The organism is Achromobacter sp. ACM04 (assembly GCF_014851465.1).
Taxonomy (GTDB): domain Bacteria; phylum Pseudomonadota; class Gammaproteobacteria; order Burkholderiales; family Burkholderiaceae_B; genus Achromobacter; species Achromobacter aegrifaciens.
Map to the genome: position 1 here is coordinate 825010 of NZ_JACUZS010000001.1, position 22083 is coordinate 847092.

Here is a 22083-nt window from a genome sequence, read left to right on the forward strand (position 1 = left end):
TTCAGGCGGCCGGACGCCGAGCGACCGGCACCACCTTCATCGCCGGCGCGGCCGTCTTGCCCGCATCGGCCCGCGGCCGGATCATCATCGGGAAGAAGCGCCAAAGGTATAGCGCGAAGGCCAGCGCCCAGGCGGTCGCCGAGGCATGCAGGAAGCCGATGGTGGCGGCGGTCGGGAGCAGGGCGGCCAGGCGCAGCAGGGCCGCCAGAATCATCAGCGCATAGCTCAACACCATGCTGCGGTCGGTCTGCAGCGGCCGGCCCAGGTGGCCGAGCGCGGTGCGCGTGACCATGCCCAGGATCAGCACCGAGAATCCGGCCACGCCGATCACGTGGGCGGGCCAGGCGGGCCGCAGCACATAGCCGGCCAATTGCGCCGCGCCTGCCAGCAGGCCGATGCCCAGGCCGCAATACCCCGCATACAGGATCCACAACAGCGGCACCTTGCGCACCGCCCAGGGCTTCCAGGATATCCATTGCGCCAGGGCGATCAAGCCGGTCGCGGCCAGCGCCAGCGCCGCAGCTTGCGGCTGGCCGGCAAGCAGGCAGGCGATGGCGACGATGCCCGTACCCAGCTGCCAGTGGCCGCTGCGGGTGTGCGGCGGGATGTCCAGTCCCGCCACGGCGCGCTTGGCGAAGAAGGGGATGACCCGGCGCGCGATCAGCAGCGTCAGCACCGCCATGCACAGCAATCCGGCATTGAAGTAGCGCATCAGCGCAAAGTAGTCGCCCTGGACCGAGGCCCAGAGGTAGAGCGCGTTGGTGGCGGCCAGGCCCAGCAGCAGGAAGGGTATGCCGTAGTTGCGCTGGTTGCGCGTGACGGCGACGGCGCGGCCCAGCGCGCCCGCGGCCCACAGGAAGAACAGCAGATCCGCCGACGCGGCCACCACGAAAGCCGGACGTCCGGGTACGAGATAGCCCGCGCGCGCCACGATCCACACCGCGCACAAGATGGCCAGGGGCGTGCCGCGCAAGGGGTTCTTGCCGGTCCAATTGGCGCCCGCCGTCAGCAGGAAGCCCACCGCGATGGTGGCGACGAAGCCCCACAGCATCTCGTGCGCGTGCCAGAACATGCCGTTCAACACGCCCGTGAGGCGTGCCGGCGCATGCACCCATAGCAGCACGGACGCCAGCGCCCAGAAGCAGCCGGCCAGGTAGAGCGGCCGGAAGCCCATTTCCGTGAAGGCGCGCCATTGGGGCCGCGGACGGGGAGGGGCAGCGGCGGGTTCTTCGATGCTAAGCAGCGTGCTCATGAGGGCAGTCGCGGCGCCGTTTCGGCTTCGCGTTTAAAGGTGTATTTGAAATGCATATTAATGCCTCCCGCGCGTTGCCGCCAGCGCGGCCGCTTGATCCAGCGCAAGCCGGGCCGCCAGGAAAGGGGTGACTAGTCACATCGGCAAGGGGCTTCTGGTCGGCTGGCGAATGGTCCGCAAGGCCCGCCATGCCTAGGCTAGCCACATGTCTTCGTGAGTAAAGCGAGAGTAACCATGGCATCAAGTCAACCTTCCGCCGGCGCGCCGATGCGGGTCCTGATTTCAAGCACATTCGCCTTCACCATCTGTTTCGCGGTGTGGATGATCTTTGCGGTGCTGGGCATTCCCATCAAGCAGCAACTGGGCCTGTCCGAAACCGAGTTCGGCCTGCTGGCCGCCATGCCGGTGCTGACCGGTTCGCTGGTGCGGGTGCCGCTGGGCATCTGGACGGACCGCTACGGCGGCCGGCCGGTGTTCTTCATCCTGATGCTGCTGGCGGTGGTGCCGATCTGGCTGCTGTCCTATGCCACCGAGTACTGGCAGTTCCTGGTGCTGGCGCTGTTCGTCGGCCTGACTGGCGGCTCGTTCTCGGTCGGCACGCCCTACGTGGCGCGCTGGTTCCCGCGCAACAAGCAGGGCCTCGCGATGGGCGTGTTCGGCGCCGGCAACTCGGGCTCGGCCATCACCAAGTTCGTGGCCCCCGCCCTGATCGCGGCGGCGGGCGGCGCCTGGGTCATCGTGCCCCAGGTCTATGCCGTGGCGCTCCTGGTCACGGCCATTCTGTTCTGGCTGTTCTCTTCTTCCGACCCCGCGCACCGCGTCAAGAGCGGCGCCAGCCTGTCGGCCCAGATGGCCATGCTGAAGGACCCGCGCGTCTGGCGCTATTGCCAGTACTACTCGGTGGTGTTCGGCGGCTACGTGGCGCTGGCGCTGTGGATGACCAAGTACTACATCGGCGAATACGGCTTCGACATGAAGCTGGCGGCGCTGCTGGCAGCCTGCTTCTCCCTGCCCGGGGGCGTGCTGCGCGCCGTCGGCGGCTGGATCTCGGACCGCTACGGCGCCTACAAGACCACCTGGTGGGTGATGTGGGTGTGCTGGGTGGCGTTCTTCCTGCTGAGCTATCCGCAGACGGAATTCACCATCGTGACGGCCAACGGTCCGCGCAGCTTCGGCATCGCGCTGGGGCCGGTCACCTTCACCGTGCTGCTGTTCGTGGTCGGCATCGCCATGGCCATCGGCAAGGCCTCGGTCTTCAAGTTCATCTCGGACGAGTTCGGCGAAAACATCGGCGCCGTTTCCGGCATCGTCGGCCTGGCCGGCGGGCTGGGCGGCTTTGTGCTGCCGATCATGTTCGGGATCCTGCTCGACCTGACGGGCGTCCGCTCCAGCGCCTTCATGCTGCTGTACGGCACCGTCTGCGTCTCCCTCATCTTCATGCACTTCAGTTTCCGGCCGGAAAGCGCGGCCATTGCCCGGCAACACGCCGCCTCTCCCTCCACCACCTCCTGAGAGTATCCCTATGTCTTCCACTCAAGTCCTTGCGCGCTGGGAGCCGGATAATCCCGGTTTCTGGAAGCAGACCGGCGCCCGCGTCGCCAACCGCAATCTCTGGATCTCCATTCCGGCGCTGATGCTGGCGTTCAGCATCTGGATGCTGTGGAGCGTGGTGGTGGTCAATCTGGACCGCGCCGGCTTCATGCTGTCCAAGAACCAGATGTTCTGGCTGACGGCGCTGCCCGCGCTGTCGGGCGCGACCCTGCGCATCTTCTATTCCTTCCTGGTGCCCGTCTTCGGCGGGCGCAAGTGGACGGCCATTTCCACGGCTTCGCTGCTGATTCCGGCGCTGGGCATGGGCTTCGCCCTGCGCGACCCGACGACTTCGTTCCCGACGCTGCTGATCCTGGCGCTGCTGTGCGGCCTGGGCGGCGGCAACTTCAGTTCCAGCATGGCCAACATCAGCTTCTTCTTTCCGAAGGAGAAGAAGGGCCTGGCCACCGGGCTGAATGCCGGTATCGGCAACCTGGGCGTGTCCCTGGTGCAGTTCGTGGTGCCGGTGGTGATCTCCATCGGCGTATTCGGCGTGGCGGGCGGCGAGCCCCAGGTCATCAACGCCAATGGCGCGCAGCAGAACCTGTGGCTGCAGAACGCCGGCTTCATCTGGGTGATCCCCATTGCGCTGGCCTCGATCGCCGCGTGGTTCGGCATGAACGACATCGCGGATGCCCGCGCCTCGTTCGCGGACCAGGCCGTCATCTTCAAGCGCAAGCACAACTGGCTGATGTGCTGGCTGTACGTGGGCACCTTCGGTTCCTTCATCGGCTTTTCGGCCGGCTTCGCCATGCTGACCAAGACGCTGTTCCCGCAGGTCGACCCCATGGCCTATGCCTTCCTCGGCCCGCTGGTGGGTTCGCTGACGCGGCCGTTCGGCGGCTGGGTGTCGGACAAGCTGGGCGGCGCGCGGGTCACGCTGTTCACCTTCGCGGCGATGATCGTCGCGGTGCTGGGCGTGGTGATGTTCCTGCCGGTCGCCGGACAGCCCGGCAACTTCAACGGCTTCCTGGCCATGTTCATCGTGCTGTTCGCGCTGACCGGCGTGGGCAACGGTTCGACCTTCCGCATGATTCCCGTGATCTTCCTGCGTGAACGCACGCAGGCGGCCGAAGGCAAGGGCGCCGCGGCGCAGAAGCAGGCCCAGGCGGACGCCGCCAAGGAGTCGGCCGCGGTGCTGGGCTTCTCGGGCGCGATCGGCGCATACGGCGGCTTCTTCATCCCGCGCAGCTTCGGCACCTCGCTCGAGATGACCGGCAGCGTGCAGGCGGCCCTGTATTGCTTCATCGGCTTCTACGCCACCTGCATGGTCATCACCTGGTGGTACTACGCCCGCCGCAATGCGCCGGTGCCTTGCTAGAGCGAAACGGACGCGGCCGGAGTGACTAGTCATTCTGCCGCGCCCGGCCTGTGCCACCGGCGAATGGTCCGGCAGGCGGGCCGCGCCCACAATGGATTCAACAGCATTGATCGCAGTACGCGCCGGCCGGACCGGCGCTCTTGGAGAATAGAGAATGAGCCATTTTCTGGACCGCTTGAAGTTCATGTCGCGGGTGAAGTCCACCTTCGCGGACGGTCACGGCGAAACGGTCAACGAGGACCGCAAGTGGGAAAACGCCTACCGCGCCCGCTGGCAGCATGACAAGGTGGTGCGTTCGACGCACGGCGTGAACTGCACCGGCTCCTGCTCCTGGAAGGTCTACGTCAAGAACGGCCTGATCACCTGGGAAACCCAGCAGACCGACTACCCGCGCACGCGGCCGGACCTGCCCAACCATGAACCCCGCGGCTGTCCGCGAGGCGCTTCGTACAGCTGGTACGTGTATTCGGCGCAGCGCGTGAAGTACCCGATGATCCGCGGTCGCCTCATGGAAATGTGGCGCGAGGCCCGCAAGACCATGGACCCCATCGCGGCCTGGGAATGGATCAGCCAGGATCCCAAGCGCGCCAAGCGCTACAAGGCCGTGCGCGGACTGGGCGGCTTTGTGCGCGCCGACTGGGATACGGCGATGGAAATCGTGGCCGCCGCCAACGCGCTGACGATCAAGAAGTTCGGCCCTGACCGCGTGATCGGCTTTTCGCCGATCCCGGCCATGTCCATGGTCAGCTACGCCGCTGGCGCGCGTTACCTCAGCCTGCTGGGCGGCGCCTGCCTGAGCTTTTACGACTGGTACTGCGACCTGCCGCCCGCCAGCCCGCAGATCTGGGGCGAACAGACCGACGTGCCGGAATCGGCCGATTGGTACAACTCGACCTACCTGATGGTGTGGGGTTCCAACGTGCCCCAGACCCGCACGCCGGACGCGCACTTCTACACCGAAGTCCGCTACAAGGGCACCAAGACGGTGGCCGTGTCCAGCGACTTCGGTGAAATGGTCAAATTCGGCGATATCTGGCTGGCGCCCAAGCAGGGCACCGACGCCGCGCTGGCGATGGCCATGGGCCATGTGATCCTGAAGGAATTCCACCTCTCCGGCGCGTCGGACTACTTCCGCGACTACGTGCGCCGCTACACCGACATGCCCATGCTGGTGCAGCTGAAGGAGCGCGACGGCTTCTACGCGCCGGACCACTTCCTGCGCGCCTCGCACCTGGACGGCGCGCTGGGCGAACAGAACAACCCCGATTGGAAGACGCTGGTGCTGGACGCCAAGAGCGGCGACCTGGTCGCGCCCAACGGCAGCATCGGCTTTCGCTGGGGCGAGGGCGCGGTCAACGGCGGCGAAAAGGTCGGCCGCTGGAACCTGGAGTCCAAGGACGGCGGCAGCGGCCGCGAGATCGAACCCACGCTGAGCCTGCTGGACCAATCCGACGCCGTGGTCGGCGTGGGCTTCCCGTATTTCGGCAGCGAGCATGGCGAGCTGCAGGTGCGCAATGTGCCGGCGCGCCGCATCCGCCTGGCCGACGGCAGCGAAGCCCTGGTGGCCACGGTGTACGACCTGCAGATGGCCAACTACGGCCTGGACCGCGGCCTGGGCGGCGGCAACGTCGCCAGTTCCTATGACGATGACGTGCCTTACACGCCCGCCTGGCAGGAAAAGCATACCGGCGTGCCGCGCGCGCAGGTCATCCAGGTGGCGCGCGAATTCGCGCAGAATGCCCACGACACCGAAGGCAAGTCCATGGTGATCGTCGGCGCCGGCCTGAACCACTGGTACCACATGGACATGATCTACCGCGGCATCATCAACATGCTGATGATGTGCGGCTGCGTGGGCAAGAGTGGCGGCGGCTGGGCGCACTACGTGGGCCAGGAAAAGCTGCGTCCGCAGTTCGGCTGGGCCCCGCTGGCCTTCGCCGCGGACTGGGTCCGTCCGCCGCGCCAGATGAACGGCACCTCGTTCTTCTATGCGCATACCAGCCAGTGGCGCCATGAAAAGCTGAACGTCCAGGAGATCCTGGGTCCGACGGCAGACCGGGGCCGCTACGGCGACCTCAGCATGATCGACCTGAACGCCCGCGCCGAGCGCATGGGCTGGCTGCCGTCGGCGCCGCAATTGCGCACCAATCCGCTGGACGTGGTGGCGCAGGCCGAAAGCCAGGGCAAGGATCCGGTGGCATTCGTCGCAGAGCAGCTCAAGTCGGGCGAATTGCGCATGTCGTGCGAGAACCCGGACGATCCGGCCAACTTCCCGCGCAACATGTTCGTGTGGCGCTCCAACATCCTGGGCTCCAGCGGCAAGGGCCATGAGTATTTCCTGAAGTACCTGCTGGGCACGCAGAACGCGGTGTTCGGCGACGAAACCGAGGCGATCAAGCCCACCGAGGTGACCTACCAGGAAGACGCGGCCGAAGGCAAGCTGGACCTGCTGACGGTGCTGGACTTCCGCATGAGCACCACCTGCCTGTACGGCGACATCGTGCTGCCCACGGCCACCTGGTACGAAAAGGACGACCTCAATACCTCGGACATGCACCCGTTCATCCATCCGCTGAGCGAAGCCGTGCAGCCCTTGTGGGAAAGCAAGACCGACTGGGAGATCTACAAGCTGCTGGCCAAGAAGTTCAGCGAGATCGGCGGCCCCTACCTGGGCAAGCGCCGCGACGTAGTGCTGACTCCTCTGATGCACGACACCCCGGGAGAACTGGGCCAGGCCTTCGAACCCAAGGACTGGAAGCTGGGCGAATGCGACCTGGTTCCCGGCAAGACCGCGCCCAACATGACCGTGGTCGAGCGCGACTACAACGACATCTACCGCAAGTTCACGTCGGTGGGGCCGTTGCTGGACAAGCTGGGCAACGGCGGAAAGGGCATCAACTGGAACACCGAGCACGAGGTGCATGAGCTGGCCGGCATCAACGAGGCCGTGACCGAGCCGGGCGTGAGCCAGGGCCGGCCCAAGCTCGACACCGCCATCGATGCGGCCGAGATGATCCTGACCTTCGCGCCCGAGACCAACGGCCACGTGTCGGTCAAGGCCTGGGAAGCCCTGGGCAAGATCACCGGGCGTGACCACGCACACCTGGCCATCGGCCGCGAGCACGACAAGATCCGCTTCCGCGACATCCAGGCGCAACCGCGCAAGATCATCTCCGCACCCACCTGGTCGGGCCTGGAAAGCGAAGAGGTCAGCTACAACGCCGGCTATACCAACGTGCACGAGCTGATCCCATGGCGCACGCTGACCGGCCGCCAGCAGTTCTACCAGGACCATCGCTGGATGCTGGACTTTGGCGAAGGCTCCTGCGTGTACAAGCCGGCCATCGACACCAAGACGGTCGCGCCCATGCTGGGCCGCTACCCGAACGGCGAGAAGGAATTGGTCCTGAACTGGCTGACGCCGCACCAGAAGTGGGGCATCCACAGCACGTACTCGGACAACCTGCGCATGCTGACGCTGAGCCGCGGCGGTCCTCACGTGTGGATTTCGGAAGCCGAGGCCAAGCAGGCCGGGCTGGTCGACAACGACTGGGTCGAAGTCTTCAACGTGAACGGCACCCTGACGGCGCGGGTGGTGGTGAGCCAGCGCGTGCCGGTGGGCATGTGCCTGATGTACCACGCACAGGAAAAGATCGTGAACGTGCCGGGCGCCGAAACCAGCGGCAAGCGCGGCGGCATCCATAACTCGGTCACGCGCACGGTGCTCAAGCCCACGCACATGATCGGCGGCTATGCCCAGCAGGCCTACGGCTTCAACTACTACGGCACGGTGGGCGCCAACCGCGACGAATTCGTGGTGCTGCGCAAGATGAAGAAGGTGGACTGGCTGGAAGGTCCGCTGGTTGAAACGCAACAAGAAGAGAAGCAATCATGAGGATACGCGCCCAAATCGGCATGGTGCTGAACCTGGACAAGTGCATCGGCTGCCACACTTGCTCGGTCACCTGCAAGAACGTCTGGACCAGCCGCGACGGCGTCGAGTACGCCTGGTTCAACAACGTGGAAACCAAGCCCGGCATCGGCTATCCCAAGGAATGGGAGAACCAGGAAAAGTGGAAGGGCGGCTGGAAGCGCACCGCCGCCGGCAAGCTGGAACCGCGCCAGGGCGGCAAGCTGCGCATCCTGGCCAATCTCTTCGCCAACCCGAACCTGCCGCAGATCGACGACTACTACGAGCCGTTCACCTTCGACTACGAGCACCTGCAGAAGGCGCCGCTGTCGCAGACGCCGCCCACCGCGCGTCCGGTGTCGGTGCTGACCGGCAAGAAGATGGACAAGATCCATTGGGGCCCGAACTGGGAAGACGACCTGGGCGGCGAATTCAGCGCGCGCAGCCGCGACGCGCTGTTCGAGGGCGTGCAGAAGGAGATGTACTCGACCTTCGAGAACACCTTCATGATGTACCTGCCGCGCCTGTGCGAACACTGCCTGAACCCGGCCTGTGTCGCCAGCTGCCCGTCCGGTTCCATCTACAAGCGTGAAGACGACGGCATCGTGCTGGTCGACCAGGACAAGTGCCGCGGCTGGCGCATGTGCATCTCCGGCTGCCCGTACAAGAAAATCTATTACAACTGGAGCAGCGGCAAGGCCGAGAAGTGCACCTTCTGCTATCCGCGCATCGAGGCCGGCCAGCCCACGGTGTGCTCGGAAACCTGCGTGGGCCGCATCCGCTACCTGGGCGTGATGCTGTACGACGCCGACCAGATCGAGCACGCCGCGTCCACCGCCAGCGAGCAAGACCTGTACCAGTCGCAACTGGACCTGTTCCTGGACCCGCATTCGCCCGAGGTGATTGCCGCCGCGCGCGAACAGGGCATCCCGGAATCGTGGCTCGAAGCCGCCCGCAAGTCGCCGGTCTACAAGATGGCGGTGGAGTGGCGCGTCGCCTTCCCGCTGCATCCGGAATACCGCACCTTGCCCATGGTCTGGTACATCCCGCCGCTGTCGCCCATCCAGACGGCTGCCGAGTCCGGCCAGATGCCGCGCCGCACGGTGGGCAAGAGCGGCATGATCCCCGACGTCTCCAGCCTGCGCATCCCGGTGCGCTACCTGGCCAATCTGCTGACCGCGGGCAAGGAAGCGCCGGTGGTGCAGGCGCTGGAACGCATGCTGGCCATGCGCGCCTACAAGCGCTCCGAGACCGTGCACGGCGAACGCGACACGGCCTTGCTGGACCAGGTCGGGTTGACGGAGGCCACCGTGCAGGACATGTACAAGATCATGGCCATCGCCGACTACGAAGACCGCTTCGTGGTGCCCAGCAGCCACAAGGAAGTGGTCGAGGACAGCTTCAACGAGAAGGGCAGTTGCGGCTTCACCTTTGGCAACGGCTGCTCGGGCGGGGTGTCGGAAGGCACCTTGTTCGGACGCAAGCCCCAGGGCAGCGAGATCTTCATCGAGATGCCGAAATCCCGCAAGAAGGCCGCCTCGGTCTAGGAAAGGAGAAAAACATGAGTCTGTACCGTCTGCTTTCCGCCTTGCTGTGCTACCCGGAACCCGAGCTGCTGGACGCGCTGGGCGAAGTCGAGACCGCCTTGGCCGACTATCCCGACGCGGAGGAAACCCTGCAGCCGCTGGTCGGCTACCTGGCCACCAGCGACCTGATCGCGCTGCAGGAGAACTACGTCGCCACGTTCGACCGCAACCGCTCGCATTCGCTGCATCTGTTCGAGCATGTGCACGGCGAAAGCCGCGACCGCGGCCAGGCCATGGTGGACCTGCTGGATACCTACCGCGAGCACGGTTTCGAGCCGGTGGTGTCCGAATTGCCGGACCATGTGCCGCTGTTCCTGGAGTTCCTGGGCGTCATCGACCCGGCCCAGGCTCAGGATCTGCTGGACGACGCCATCCACGTGCTGGCCGCCATCGGCGCGCGCCTGGCCAAGGGCGAAAGCCCCTACGCCTGCATTTTCGCGGTGTTGCGCGCGCAATCCCGCGTGGTTCCGCGCGAGCAGACCGAGGCGCCCGTGCGCGACATGGACGAGGCGATGGAAACGTTCGGCATAGGCGCGGACGGCGTGGAACCGCTACTGCGGCCGTTCTCGGGCGATGGCGCGCAGACCGTGCGCTTCTATCCCCGCGCGCCCGCGGCTCATTAAATCTTCAGGACGACGCATCATGAACTCCCTGAATCAGTTCTTCTTCGGCATCTATCCCTACATCGCGCTGACGATCTTCCTCTTGGGCAGCCTCGTGCGCTTCGAGCGCGAGCAATACACCTGGAAGACGGACAGTTCGCAGTTGCTGCATCGTGGGCAATTGCGGTTGGGCAACATCCTGTTCCACATCGGTATCCTGGGTCTGTTCTTCGGCCACTTGGCTGGCTTGCTGACGCCGGTGGTGGTGTGGGACACGCTGGGCGTATCGCACACGCTCAAGCAGACCGTGGCCATGGTGGCCGGCGGCGTCATGGGCGGCCTGTGCCTGATCGGCCTTCTGATCCTGATCCATCGCCGCCTGAGCGACCCGCGCATCCGCGCCACCACGCGGCCCGGCGACAAGCTGTTGCTGCTGTGGATCCTGGTCACGCTGTTGCTGGGCCTGTCCACCATCGCGCTGTCTGCAGGCCACATGGACGGCGAAATGATGGTGCGCCTGATGACCTGGGCGCAGCACATCGTCACCTTCCAGGGCGACGCGGCCAGCCATGTTGCCGACGTGCCACTGCTGTTCAAGGCGCACCTCTTCATGGGCCTCACGCTGTTCGTGATCTTTCCGTTCACGCGCCTGGTCCACGTCTGGAGCGGCTTCGCGTCGGTGGGCTACCTGGGCCGCGCCTGGCAGCTGGTCCGCCCGCGCTGATTCCCTGTCCCAGGAGCCGAACATGCCTGTCATCGTCAATGGCGTCGAACTGAACGACGCGGATCTGGAACGCGAACTGCCGCTGCATGCAGAGGCCGGCAACCCCATGCGCGAGGCGATCACTGCCCTGGTGTTGCGCCGCGTGCTGCTGGACGAGGCTGGCCGCCTGGGCCTGGACGCCGCGGACGAGGAGGGCGCCATCGGCGCCTTGCTGGCCCGCGAGGCGCCCGCGCCCGTAGCCGACGAGGCCGCCTGCCGCCGCTTCTATCAGATGCATCCGCAGCGCTTCATGGTGGGCGAGCTGATCGAGGCGGATCACATCCTGTTCCAGGTCACGCCGGGCGTGAATCTGGACATGCTGCGGGCCCACGCCAACGTGGTGTTGGCCGAGCTGCTGGAAGATCCCTCGCGCTTTGCGGAGGTAGCGCGCGAGCAATCGAACTGTCCGTCCGCCGCGCTGGGCGGCAGCCTGGGACAACTGGGCCGGGGCGACACGGTGCCGGAGTTCGAGCGGGCGGTATTCGCGCTGCCCGCCGGCGGCCTGCTGCCGCAGCTGCTGGAAACCCGCCACGGCCTGCATATCGTGCGGGTGACGCGCCGTATCGAGGGCCGCATGCAACCCTACGAGCATGTGGACAAGCAGATCGCTGCCGCGCTGTCGTCCATGAGCCGCGATACTGCCTGGCGCCAGTATGCCAAGCTGCTGGTGGAGCGCGCCGATATCCAGGGCATAGATTTGCAGGGCGAGGAGCCCGAGCGCGTCTACGGCGGGAGCGCCGCATGATGGACGAGCCGGCTGCGGGACCTCTAACGGATGGCTACGGACGCCGCATCGACTATCTGCGCGTCTCTGTCACGGACCGCTGCGACCTGCGTTGCAGCTACTGCCTGCCCAAGGATTTCAAAGGTTTTGAAACTCCCGCAAACTGGCTGCGCCACGAGGAAATGGCGCGGCTGGTGGGGCTGTTTGTCGGGCTGGGCGTGCAGAAGGTCCGGCTGACCGGCGGCGAGCCCCTGCTGCGCCGGGGCGTGGCCGGACTGGCCGGCGTCATCGCCGCCATGCCGGGATTGCAGGACTTGTCCGTGTCCACCAACGGCACCCAATTGGTCCGCCATGCCCAGGAACTGCGCGCCGCCGGCGTGGACCGGCTGAACATCAGCCTGGACACGCTGGATGCTGCCGCCTTCAGCCAGATTACGGGCCGGGATTGCCTGGAATCGGTGCTGGCGGGGCTCGCTGCAGCCAAGGACGCGGGCTTTGCGCCGATCAAGCTCAACAGCGTGGTGCACGCGGCCACGCCGGAGGCCGAAGTGCGCAGGCTGCTGGACTACGCGATGGCACAGGGCTTCGTGCTGCGCCTGATCGAGCCCATGCCCATGGGCAGCTGCGGCCAGGGCTACGCCCACACCGACCTGAACGCCATGGGCGCGCGGCTGGCCGCCGAAACCGGCCTGGTTCCCGCGCTGAACGGGGCGGGCGCGGGACCGGCGCGCTACTGGACCACGGGCCATGGCACGCCGGTGCTGGGTGTGATCACCCCCATGTCGCGCCACTTCTGCGCAAGCTGCAACCGCGTCCGGCTGGGCGTGGACGGCACCCTGTACCTCTGCCTGGGCCAGGAAGACCAGGTGCCGTTGGGTCGCCTGCTGCGCGCGGGCGCCAGCGACGCCGAACTGGTAGCGGCGATCCGGGCCGGTATCGCCGCCAAGCCGGAGCGCCATGATTTCGTGGCCCGTCCGGAACGCATCGTGCGCTTCATGGCGCAGACAGGAGGCTGACATGCGCGATATCGAACGGCTGGTCGACGGCTTCCAGCGCTTTCAGCAGCAGTACTACGAGGACGCGCCATCGCTTTACCGCAATCTGCGCGAAGGCCAGCACCCCAGCACCTTGCTGGTCGGCTGCTGCGATTCGCGGGTGGATCCGGCCATGCTGCTGGGCTGCGACCCTGGCGACATCTTCACGGTGCGCAACGTCGCCAATCTGGTGCCCCCGGCCAGCACCGACCGCGGCCTGCAAGGCGTGCTGGCCGCGATACAGTTCGCGGTGGAGCAGTTGCAGGTCAGCCGCATCATCGTGCTGGGCCACGCCCACTGCGGCGGCATACGGGCGCTGATGGACCGACGCACCCGGGGCGACGGCGAGACCGACTACCTGGAACGCTGGATGGACATCGCCGAACCGGCCCGCAGGCAGGTGCTGCAACAGATGCCGCAGGCAACCGCGGCCGAGCGCCGGCGCGCCTGCGAACAGGCCTCCATCCTGATTTCGCTGCGCAACCTGGAGGACCTGCCCTTTGTGCGGCGTGCGGTGGAGGCGGGCAGCCTGACGCTGCACGGCTGGTATTTCGACCTGGTGGCAGGCGCTTTGCTGGCATACTCGGCGCGGGCGGACGCATTCCTGCCCATCGTATGCCCATTGTTCACGGAGCTTGCATGACCCCAGTTTTCGGCATCGCCGGCCGTTCCGGCAGCGGCAAGACCACCCTGATCGAGGCGATGCTGCCGCTGCTGGCCGCGCGCGGCCTGCGGGTCAGCGTCATCAAGCACAGCCACCACGATTTCCAGATGGAGCCGCCCGGCAAGGACAGCGCGCGCTTCCGCCAGGCGGGGGCCCTGGAGGTGATGGTGGCCTCGCCGTTCCGCTACGCCATCGTCCACGAGCTGCGCGACGCGCCCGAACCCACGCTGGACGAGCAGCTGGCGCGCCTGTCGCCGGCCGACCTGGTGCTGGTCGAAGGCTTCAAGCAGGCCGCGATCCCGCGCATCGAGGTGTACCGGCCCGCCGTGGGCAAGCCGCCGCTGCATGCGGAAGACAGCAGTTTCGTGGCGGTGGCCACCGACGCGCCGCTGGATACCGGTTTGCCCTGCCTGCCGCTCAACGAGCCGGCGCAAGTCGCGGATTTCATTTGCCGTACCCTGGGGCTGGCTTGAGGGCCTGGCTCGGGAGCAGGAGGCGCAGCGGCTACACTGGAAGCCGCAGCATTCCTACAGCAAGATCGCGTTGAAAGCCATGAAGCCCACCGATACCGCCGCCCCAGCCGACGGCCTGCCTTCGCCCTGGCATCGCCTGTCCACGCGCATCGTCATCAGCTCCCTGGTGGCGCTCGTGGTGGTGCTGTCCATGGTCAGCTGGACGCTGTGGCTGTCCTGGCAGCTGGAAGGCGCGGGCGCGGCCATCAACGATACGGGCAGCCTGCGCATGCGGGCCAACCGGGTGGCGGTGGAGCTGATGCGGCCGCAGGCCGGGCGCGAGTTCCGCACCAACGAGCAGGTGCAGCTCATGGATGACACCATCGCCCGCCTGGCGCGCGGCAATCCTGCGCGCCCGCTGTTCATTCCCAACGACGAAGCCATCCGCAAGCAATGGCATGACGTGGCCGCCTACTGGTACGACGTCATGAAGCCGGCCGCCACGCGCGCCCTGGCGCAGCCGGATGCCGCCACCTATCTGGAGACCCTGCCGGAATTCGTGGCCCGGGCCGACACGCTGGTGCGCATGATCGAACAGGACAACGCCGGCAAGACCACCTCGCTGCGCCTGTCGCAGGGCGTGCTGGCGGCCATTGCCAGCGCCGGCACGCTGGCGATGATCTATCTGTTGTATCTCTGGATCATCTCGCCGGTGCTGCGCCTGCGCGACGGCCTGCAGCGCATGGCGGCCAGGGAATTCAGCACCCGGCTGCCGGTGGAAAGCCAGGACGAGTTCGGCGTGCTGGCGCGCGGCTACAACCGCATGGCCGATGAATTGCAGGACCTGTACACCGGCCTGGAGCGGCGCGTCGAAGAAAAGACCGCGCAACTGGCCGCGCAGAACCGCGACATCGGCGCGCTTTACGACATGGCTGCCTTCCTGAACCAGCCCAACGAGATCGAAGCGCTGTGCGACGGCTTCCTGCGGCGCGTGATGCTGCAGTTCGACGCCGAGGGCGGCAGCATCCGGGCGCTGGATCCCAACAACGAAAAGCTCAACCTGATGGTGTCGGTGGGCTTGTCCGACGAACTGGTCGAGTCCGAGCATTGCATGCGCGTTAACGACTGCTATTGCGGCGTCGCCACGCGCCAGGCCGGGGTCATCGTCATCCAGGATTTCCGCGAGTCGCCGCCAGCCATGGAACTGAACTGCCAGCGCGACGGCTTTGCCAGCGTGGCCGTGTTCCGCATCGTCACGCGCGACGAGGTGCTGGGCTCGTATTCCTTGCATTTCCGCCAGCAACGCCGCCTGTCGCCCGCAGAATCGCAGCTGCTGGAAACGCTGGGCCAGCATCTGGGCGTGGCCCTGGACAACCGCCGCCTGAGCGCGCAGGCGCGCCAACTGGCGGTGGTGCGCGAACGCGGGCTGGTGGCGCAGGGGCTGCACGACAGCCTGGCGCAGGGCTTGAACTTCCTGAACCTGCAATTGCAGATGCTGGACGCTGCCGTCAAGCGCGGCGACCAGGCGGAGATCGACGAGATCCTGCCGCTCTTGCGTACTGGCGTCGACGAAAGCTACCAGGACGTGCGCGAACTGCTGACCAACTTCCGCACCAAGCTGTCACAGGGCGACCTGCAGGCCGGCATCGAAGACACGGTGGCGCGCTTCCGCCGCCAGACCGGCATCGAGACCGAACTGCGCTTCGGCCGGGGCGAGGGCGCGCCGCTGCCGCCTGACGAGCAGTTGCAGGTGCTCTTCATCCTGCAGGAAGCGCTGTCCAACGTGCGCAAGCACTCGGAAGCCAGCCACGTGCGCATCGACGTCTCCAATGACCGCGACTTCAGCCTGGTCATCGCCGACGATGGCCAGGGCTATGACCCCGCGGAGGTGGCCGAGCGCGGCGAATCGCATGTGGGCCTGCACATCATGCGCGAACGCGCCGCGCGCATGCGCGCCGTGATAAAACTTGAATCGCAGCCCGGCGCCGGCACGCGCGTCGCGCTGACCTTGCCCGGCAGCGAACGCCAGGCCGCTTGAACTTTCCCACCATGCCCATCCGTATCCTCCTCGTCGACGACCACACCCTGTTCCGCTCGGGCGTGCGCCTGCTGCTGCAACGCCAACCCGACTTCGAGGTCGTGGCCGAGGCCGGCGACGGCGTCGAAGGCCTGAAACGCGCCAAGGAACTCAAGCCCGACGTGGTGCTGCTGGACCTCAACCTGCCCGGCTTGTCCGGGCTGGAAACGCTGCAGCTGCTGACGCAGGAGTTGCCGTCTTGTGCGGTCATCATCCTGACGGTGTCGGAAGAGGCAGACGAACTGGGGCAGGCGTTGCGCGACGGCGCGCGCGGCTATCTGGTCAAGAACATCGATGCCGAGGCGCTGACCGCCGCGATCCGCCGCGCGGCGGGCGGCGAGCCGGTCATCGCCGAGAGCATGACCGCCAAGCTGGTCGAACAGTTCCGCGGACAGGCCAGCCTGGCCGCGCAAGCGCCGCAGCCGGGGGGCAGCGGCGAGCGCCATCGCCTCACCGCGCGCGAGACCCAGATCGTGCAATGGCTGGCGCGCGGCGCCAGCAACAAGGTCATTGCGCGCGAACTGGACGTCAGCGAAAGCACGGTCAAGATCCACGTGCAGAACGTTTTGAAAAAACTCAATCTCACCAGCCGGGTGCAGGTCGCGGTGTACGCGGTCGAGCACGGCCTGTACACGGAAGAATAGGGCGGCATGCGGCGTTCGGCATAGGCCGTTTGATCTGCGACAAGGCCAGGGGCGTGACGGCCCCATAGACTGGCCGGCATGGAAACTCGAACCTCTCCCCTGGAGCTCGTGGCCCCCGCCGGCAGCCTGGCCGCGCTGAAGGCCGCCATCGATGCCGGCGCCGACACCGTCTACCTCGGGCTCAAGAACGCCACCAATGCCCGCAACTTCGCGGGACTCAACTTCACCGAAAGCGATATCCGCGCGGGCGTCGAACTGGCCCACAGCCGCGGACGACAGGTGCTGTTCGCCATCAATACCTTTGTGCAGGCCGGACGGGCGCCCGAATGGCGCGCCGCCGTCGACGCCGCCTACGGGCTGGGCGCCGATGCGGTCATCATGGCCGATGCGGGGCTGCTGGCCTATGCCAGTGACCGCTATCCGGACTTGCGCCTGCACCTGTCGGTGCAGGGTTCCGCCACCCATACGGACGCCATCGAACTGATGAAGGAACAGTTCGGCATCCGCCGCGTGGTGCTGCCGCGCGTGCTGACGCTGGCGGAGATCGCGCGCATCTGCGCCAACGTCAGCCTCGAGGTCGAGGTGTTCGGCTTTGGCAGCCTGTGCGTCATGGCCGAAGGCCGCTGCCTGTTGTCGTCCTACGCCACCGGCGATTCTCCCAATAACAAGGGCGTCTGTTCGCCCGCGCATGCGGTGCGCTGGTCGGAAGAGAACGGCCGCATGGACGCACGCCTGAACGGCATCCTGATCGACCGTTACGAGCCGGGCGAACCCGCCGCCTATCCCACCCTGTGCAAGGGCCGCTTCGACGTCGACGGCCAGGCCGACCATGCGCTGGAGGAACCCACCAGCCTGAACGCCATCGGCCTGTTGCCGCGCCTGGCGGAGATGGGCGTGTCCGCCATCAAGATAGAAGGGCGGCAGCGCAGCCCGGCCTATGTCACCCAGGTGGTGTCGACCTTGCGCGCCGCGCTGGACAGCGCGCATGCGGACGCTTCCCGCTTTTCGCCCCGTCCCGAATGGAACGCCATGCTGGCGCGCCATTCCGAAGGTTCCCAAGTCACGCAAGGCGCATTCGAACGTCCATGGAAATGAAACCTAGCGCGTACCGGATATCGGTCGCACCGTTGCAGTATTACTGGCCGCGCCAGCACACGCTGGATTTCTACGCGTCGCTGGCCGACAGCCCCGCCGACATCATCTACGTGGGCGAAACCGTCTGTAGCCGCAGGCACGAGCTGCGCGCAGAGGACTGGATGGAGCTGGCGCGCGACCTGCGCGCCGCGGGCAAGGCGGTGGTGCTGTCGGGCCGCACGCTGATCGAGACCGGGGCCGAGGCCAGCGCGCTGAAGAAGCTCTGCGGGCAGGACGACTTCATGGTCGAAGCCGGCGAGCTGGGCGCGGTGCGTCACCTGAACGGCCGCGCCTTCGTGGCGGGGCCCCATGTCAACGCCTATCACGGCGGCACCCTGGAATGGCTGGCCGCACGCGGCGCCGCGCGTTTTGTCGCACCGCTGGAAATGGACAGCAAGACGCTGGCTCTTCTGATGGCGGAAAAACCCGCCGGTCTGGAGACGGAAGTCATGGTCTGGGGCCGCATGGCGCTGGCGTTCTCCGCACGCTGTTTCACGGCGCGTCATTTCCGTTTGAAGAAGGACGACTGCGGCTTTCGCTGCATCGAACATCCGGACGGACTGGACATGCGCACACGGGAGTCGAGCGATTTCCTGGCGATCAACGGCATCCAGGTGCAGTCCGGAGCCTGCCTGGACCTGCTGTCGCAGGCGCCGGCGCTGGCCGCGCTGGGCGTGGAGGTGCTGCGGGTGAGTCCTCAATCGGCCGGCACGCTGGAAGCGATCGCCGCGCTGGATGCGATGCGGCGCGGCCTGGCGCCGATGGAGGCGCGGCCGCCTGCCGGCATGGCCCGCTGCAACGGCTACTTCCATGGCAAGCCGGGCATCGACCTGCTGGAGGCCGTGGCATGAGCGCGGCGATTCAAGTACCGGGCGTGCTCGCCAGGCTGGGGCGGCGTCTGCCTGCGCCGTTCGTCTCGCTGCACTTCACCGCCGGACTGGAACTGGCGCGGCGGCTGAAATGGCTCACACCGCCGGCCGAACTGGAGGGCCGCAGCTTCGGCATCACGGTCGAGGACCTGGGCCTGCGCAGCAGTTTCGCCGTGCGACAAGGCGCTTTTCGCCCGGTATGGAACGGCGCTGCCGCCGAACTGGAACTGGGCGCGAAGCTGGCCGATCTGATGGCCCTGATGCGCTCGGAAACGGACGCCGATACCTTGTTCTTCCAACGCCGGCTGCGGATCTCCGGCGATACGGAGCTGGGGCTGATCGTCAAGAACTGGCTGGACGCGGCGCCACGGCCGGCGTGGCTGCAGGGCGCGGCGCGTTGACGGCGCAATGCCCGCCGTCGCTTGCGGGCATTGCTTGAATCCGCAAGGGATCGTGCTATACAGGGCGTCGTTGCCGCGGGGGGGCTTGGCGCTTTCCCGGGCGTGATCGGATGGAGGCAGCAATGCGGATCATGGTGGTGGGCGCCAGCAAGGGGCTGGGCAGGGCGTTCGTGGAAGGACTGGGCCAGGATGCCACGCTGATCGTGGGCGTGGCCCGCCGCGCGCCGCCAGACATCACTGTCCCGCCCGGCTGCGAACTGCGCTGGATCGAGGCCGATCTGTCGCAGCCAGTGGCCGCCGTCGAGCAGATCGCGGCGCAGGCCCCGGACGGTCTCGATGCCATCCTCTACAACCTGGGCGTGTGGGAAGAGCACGCATTCAGCGAACACTACGACTTCCTGGCGGACTCGCCCGCGGAGATCGCGCGCATGGTGGACATCAACGTCACCGCGACCATCCTGTTGCTCCAGCGCTTGATCCCGCGCGTCCTCGGTGCGCGCAAACCGCAAGTCATTCTCACTGGTTCGACCTCCGCGTTGGCCGGCAGCGGCCGTCCCGAGGTGACGTTCGGCGCGTCCAAGCACGCGCTGCGGGGTATCGCGGACGCCCTGCGCGAAAGCTTCAGAGCGCGGCGGCTGGCGGTGACCTGCCTGCAATTGGGCTACTTGAACACGCAAGACGGCTTGGGCGTGCCGCGCGACGCGGCCAGCCTGCGGGGAGAGGGCGGCCTGATACCCGTGCACGACGTGGTGACGATGACACGCGCGCTGCTGAATCTGTCCGATGCGTCGTTCGTGCGGGAAATCGTCATGGCGGCGCTGATGGACGAGCGCTTCTGAAGCGGGTCCACCGCGCCAACGGCGTCATGCCGGCCTCAACTGCGGCCGGGCTTGCCTTCCATGGCGCGGGCCACGCGCGATAGGGCCAGGCTGGCGGCGAAGTACAAGGCGGCCACGGCCAGGTAGACTTCGACGTGGTAGGGCCGCCAATCGGTGCCGGCCACCACCGCCTTTGCTGCGCCCAGCACGTCGAACACGCCGATGATGCTGACCAGCGAAGTGTCCTTGACCGCGCCCACGAATATGCCCAGGGCGGCAGGCGCGGCAATGCGGCGGGCTTGCGGCCAGATCACCGAACCGTAGGCCATTGCTGCAGGCATGCCCAGGGCGCGCGCCGCCATCATCTGGCCGGGCGGTATGGCTTGCAGCGCGCCGCGCAGCACCTCGGCCAGCAGGCAGGCGGTGTGCAGCGTCAGGGCGGCCAGCGCCATGGCGAACTTGGACACGCCGCCGCCCAGCAGCATGGGCAGCACGAAGGACGCGAACAACAGCTGTGTCACCAGCGGCACGCCGCGGACGGCCTCGATCAGGCCGGCGGCAGCCAGCGAGGCGGCGCGGTTGTGGCTACGGCGCAATAACGCAAGCGCGAAAGCCAGCGGCACGGCCGCCAGCAGGGCGGAGATGGCCAGAACCAATGTGACGAGCAACCCGCCCCAGCGTTGCGGACCGATGGCGGCGCCGCCCCAGGGCCAGCCGGACAGCGCGCTGATGGCCGCGCCCAGCAGGACGGCGAGCAGGGCCGCACGCGTCGCGGGACGGACACGCGGAGCAGTCAACGCCAGCGCAACTCCGGCGAGCAGGGCTGCGCAGGCGGCCAGCGCGGGCGCCCGGTCGGCCTGGGCCATGGTGCCGAAGAACAGCACTGGCAGGTTCTCGCTCACGGCGGCCCAGCATGCGCCCGCCGCGTTCGCGCATGCTGCGGGGTCGCCGCGCCACACCGCGCCGAGCAAGGCCCATTCCAGCAGCCGCCATAGGATCAAGCCCAGGACAGCGGCCAACGCGGTCGATAACAGCCCGCCACGCCAACTGCGGCGTTCGCCCGCAGCGTTCCACGAAGGCCGCTCGCCCAGGCGCGCGCCATGCGTGTCGCCGGGGCCGTGGCGGGTATTGCGCGCGTTCCATGCCGACAATCCGCCGCCCAGCGCCAGCGCCAGGCCCAGATAGACCGTGACGGCCAGCGCGATGCCCTCAAGCGCCAGGCCGGTCTGCGTGATGGCGGTGTTGATCACCGCCATCAATTCCTGATAGCCGATGGCAATGGCCAGGGTGCTGTTCTTCACCAGCGCCAGGCACTGGTTGGCATACGGCGGCAGCGCCACGCGGGCGGCATAGGGTGCTATCACCAGCCGCAGCACGCTGCGGGGCTTCAAGCCTAGCGCCTGCCCGGCCTCCACAAGTCCAACCGGCACGGCGCGCACGGCCGCGCGTGCGATGTCGGCGATGTAGGCCGCATGGAACACCACCAAGCCTATCGTCAGCGCCGCGAATTCCATGCTGGGCTGCCAGCCGCCCTGCAGTCCCAGGCCGCGCCTGACCGGCATATCGATGCGCATGGGCGGCAACAGGACCCACGCCAGCAGCGCGCCGGCCAGCGCGGCATACAGCGCAGGATTGCCCCAGCGGCGTCGGACCAGGCCGCCCAGCGCCAGCGCGGTCACCGTTACGGCCGCGTAGGGCAGCCAACCGTGCACGGCTGGCAGAGCCAATCCGCGATTGGACAGCAGCATGTGCGGCAACGGCGACCACGCCTGGCGCAGATCGGGCAGGCGCAGCAGCAGCCCGTACCAGACGAAGAGTTGCAGCAGGACCGGCGTATTGCGCAAGGGCGCGATGATGGCGGCGGCGCAACGCGCGGCCAACGGGTTGCGCGACATGCGCAACAAGCCCAGTCCCAGGCCCAGCGCCGTCGCCAGCGGGATTGCCACGGCGGCGACGGTCAAGGTGTTGACCAGGCCGGCCGCTATCGACATCCAGTAGGGATCCTCTGGCGTGATATCGAGCAGGCTTTCGGAAATGCGGAAGCCTGCGGGCTGGAACAGGAATCCGAAGCCGCCTTGGATGCCGCGTGCAGTCTGCACCGATTCGATGTGCCAGAGCAGGACCGCGGCCATGCCGCCCAGCGCGAGCGTCCACGCCAACGCTGGCAGCCAGCGTCGCCACGGGCCGGTGGAGGGAAAACGGAGAGCGGTCGCTGCCATGGTCGAGAAAGAGTCGGGGCCAG

The 22083-nt window shown here is 67.0% G+C and carries 18 protein-coding genes; 16 read left to right on the forward strand and 2 right to left on the reverse strand.

Going from position 1 to position 22083, the window contains the following annotated elements; all coding sequences use genetic code 11:
• Position 1: 1 nt before the first annotated feature.
• Complete coding sequence (locus IB259_RS03930) at positions 2-1252, reverse strand: NnrS family protein (RefSeq protein ID WP_192327621.1); 1251 nt, start codon at positions 1250-1252, stop codon at positions 2-4.
• 234 nt (positions 1253-1486) lie between these two features.
• On the opposite strand from IB259_RS03930, the gene IB259_RS03935 reads away from it, so the two are divergent.
• The 16 genes from IB259_RS03935 to IB259_RS04010 all read left to right on the forward strand — a co-directional run bounded on the left by IB259_RS03935 (position 1487) and on the right by IB259_RS04010 (position 19862).
• Positions 1487-2764: a nitrate/nitrite transporter gene (locus tag IB259_RS03935; RefSeq protein ID WP_225596771.1), complete on the forward strand. Its 1278-nt coding sequence runs from the start codon at positions 1487-1489 to the stop codon at positions 2762-2764.
• Positions 2765-2774: 10 nt separating this feature from the next.
• Positions 2775-4163 (forward strand): NarK family nitrate/nitrite MFS transporter, encoded by a 1389-nt coding sequence (locus tag IB259_RS03940; RefSeq protein WP_054454746.1) that lies wholly within the window; start codon positions 2775-2777, stop codon positions 4161-4163.
• A 154-nt stretch (positions 4164-4317) separates the two neighbouring features.
• Positions 4318-8058 carry a nitrate reductase subunit alpha gene (locus tag IB259_RS03945; RefSeq protein ID WP_119451154.1) on the forward strand — a complete coding sequence of 1247 codons (3741 nt, stop codon included), beginning with the start codon at positions 4318-4320 and terminating at the stop codon, positions 8056-8058.
• On the forward strand, positions 8055-9620 hold the full coding sequence (narH, locus tag IB259_RS03950) for a nitrate reductase subunit beta (RefSeq protein ID WP_175160663.1): 1566 nt from the start codon (positions 8055-8057) through the stop codon (positions 9618-9620). Before IB259_RS03945 ends, narH begins: the two co-directional genes overlap by 4 nt.
• 14 nt (positions 9621-9634) lie before the next feature.
• The gene (narJ, locus tag IB259_RS03955) at positions 9635-10282 is read left to right on the forward strand and encodes a nitrate reductase molybdenum cofactor assembly chaperone (RefSeq protein WP_192327623.1); all 648 of its coding nucleotides are present in this window, start codon (positions 9635-9637) and stop codon (positions 10280-10282) included.
• A 19-nt stretch (positions 10283-10301) separates the two neighbouring features.
• On the forward strand, positions 10302-10985 hold the full coding sequence (gene narI / locus IB259_RS03960; RefSeq protein ID WP_054454742.1) for a respiratory nitrate reductase subunit gamma: 684 nt from the start codon (positions 10302-10304) through the stop codon (positions 10983-10985).
• Between the two features lie 22 nt (positions 10986-11007).
• Positions 11008-11769, forward strand: a complete 762-nt coding sequence (locus IB259_RS03965) for a peptidylprolyl isomerase (protein WP_054454740.1) — start codon at positions 11008-11010, stop codon at positions 11767-11769.
• Positions 11766-12764, forward strand: a complete 999-nt coding sequence (gene moaA / locus IB259_RS03970) for a GTP 3',8-cyclase MoaA (protein ID WP_119451156.1) — start codon at positions 11766-11768, stop codon at positions 12762-12764. The genes IB259_RS03965 and moaA overlap by 4 nt, the downstream gene beginning before the upstream one ends.
• Position 12765: 1 nt before the next feature.
• Positions 12766-13425: a carbonic anhydrase gene (locus IB259_RS03975; protein ID WP_054454736.1), complete on the forward strand. Its 660-nt coding sequence runs from the start codon at positions 12766-12768 to the stop codon at positions 13423-13425.
• Positions 13422-13919: a molybdopterin-guanine dinucleotide biosynthesis protein B gene (gene mobB, locus IB259_RS03980; protein WP_082401034.1), complete on the forward strand. Its 498-nt coding sequence runs from the start codon at positions 13422-13424 to the stop codon at positions 13917-13919. Before IB259_RS03975 ends, mobB begins: the two co-directional genes overlap by 4 nt.
• A 79-nt stretch (positions 13920-13998) precedes the next feature.
• Entirely contained in the window at positions 13999-15936 is a 1938-nt protein-coding gene (locus IB259_RS03985; RefSeq protein ID WP_054454726.1) for a type IV pili methyl-accepting chemotaxis transducer N-terminal domain-containing protein, read from the forward strand.
• An 11-nt stretch (positions 15937-15947) separates the two neighbouring features.
• On the forward strand, positions 15948-16619 hold the full coding sequence (locus tag IB259_RS03990) for a response regulator transcription factor (protein ID WP_088140396.1): 672 nt from the start codon (positions 15948-15950) through the stop codon (positions 16617-16619).
• A gap of 78 nt (positions 16620-16697) precedes the next feature.
• Positions 16698-17714 carry a peptidase U32 family protein gene (locus IB259_RS03995; RefSeq protein ID WP_192327626.1) on the forward strand — a complete coding sequence of 339 codons (1017 nt, stop codon included), beginning with the start codon at positions 16698-16700 and terminating at the stop codon, positions 17712-17714.
• Positions 17711-18604 carry a U32 family peptidase gene (locus IB259_RS04000; RefSeq protein ID WP_175181062.1) on the forward strand — a complete coding sequence of 298 codons (894 nt, stop codon included), beginning with the start codon at positions 17711-17713 and terminating at the stop codon, positions 18602-18604. The genes IB259_RS03995 and IB259_RS04000 overlap by 4 nt, the downstream gene beginning before the upstream one ends.
• Positions 18601-19023: an SCP2 domain-containing protein gene (locus IB259_RS04005; RefSeq protein WP_192327629.1), complete on the forward strand. Its 423-nt coding sequence runs from the start codon at positions 18601-18603 to the stop codon at positions 19021-19023. The genes IB259_RS04000 and IB259_RS04005 overlap by 4 nt, the downstream gene beginning before the upstream one ends.
• A 122-nt stretch (positions 19024-19145) precedes the next feature.
• Entirely contained in the window at positions 19146-19862 is a 717-nt protein-coding gene (locus IB259_RS04010) for an SDR family oxidoreductase (RefSeq protein WP_192327632.1), read from the forward strand.
• A 35-nt stretch (positions 19863-19897) separates the two neighbouring features.
• Here the strand turns inward: IB259_RS04010 and IB259_RS04015 are convergent, their stop codons facing one another.
• Entirely contained in the window at positions 19898-22060 is a 2163-nt protein-coding gene (locus IB259_RS04015) for an ABC transporter permease subunit (RefSeq protein WP_192327636.1), read from the reverse strand.
• Between the last annotated feature and the right edge of the window lie 23 nt (positions 22061-22083).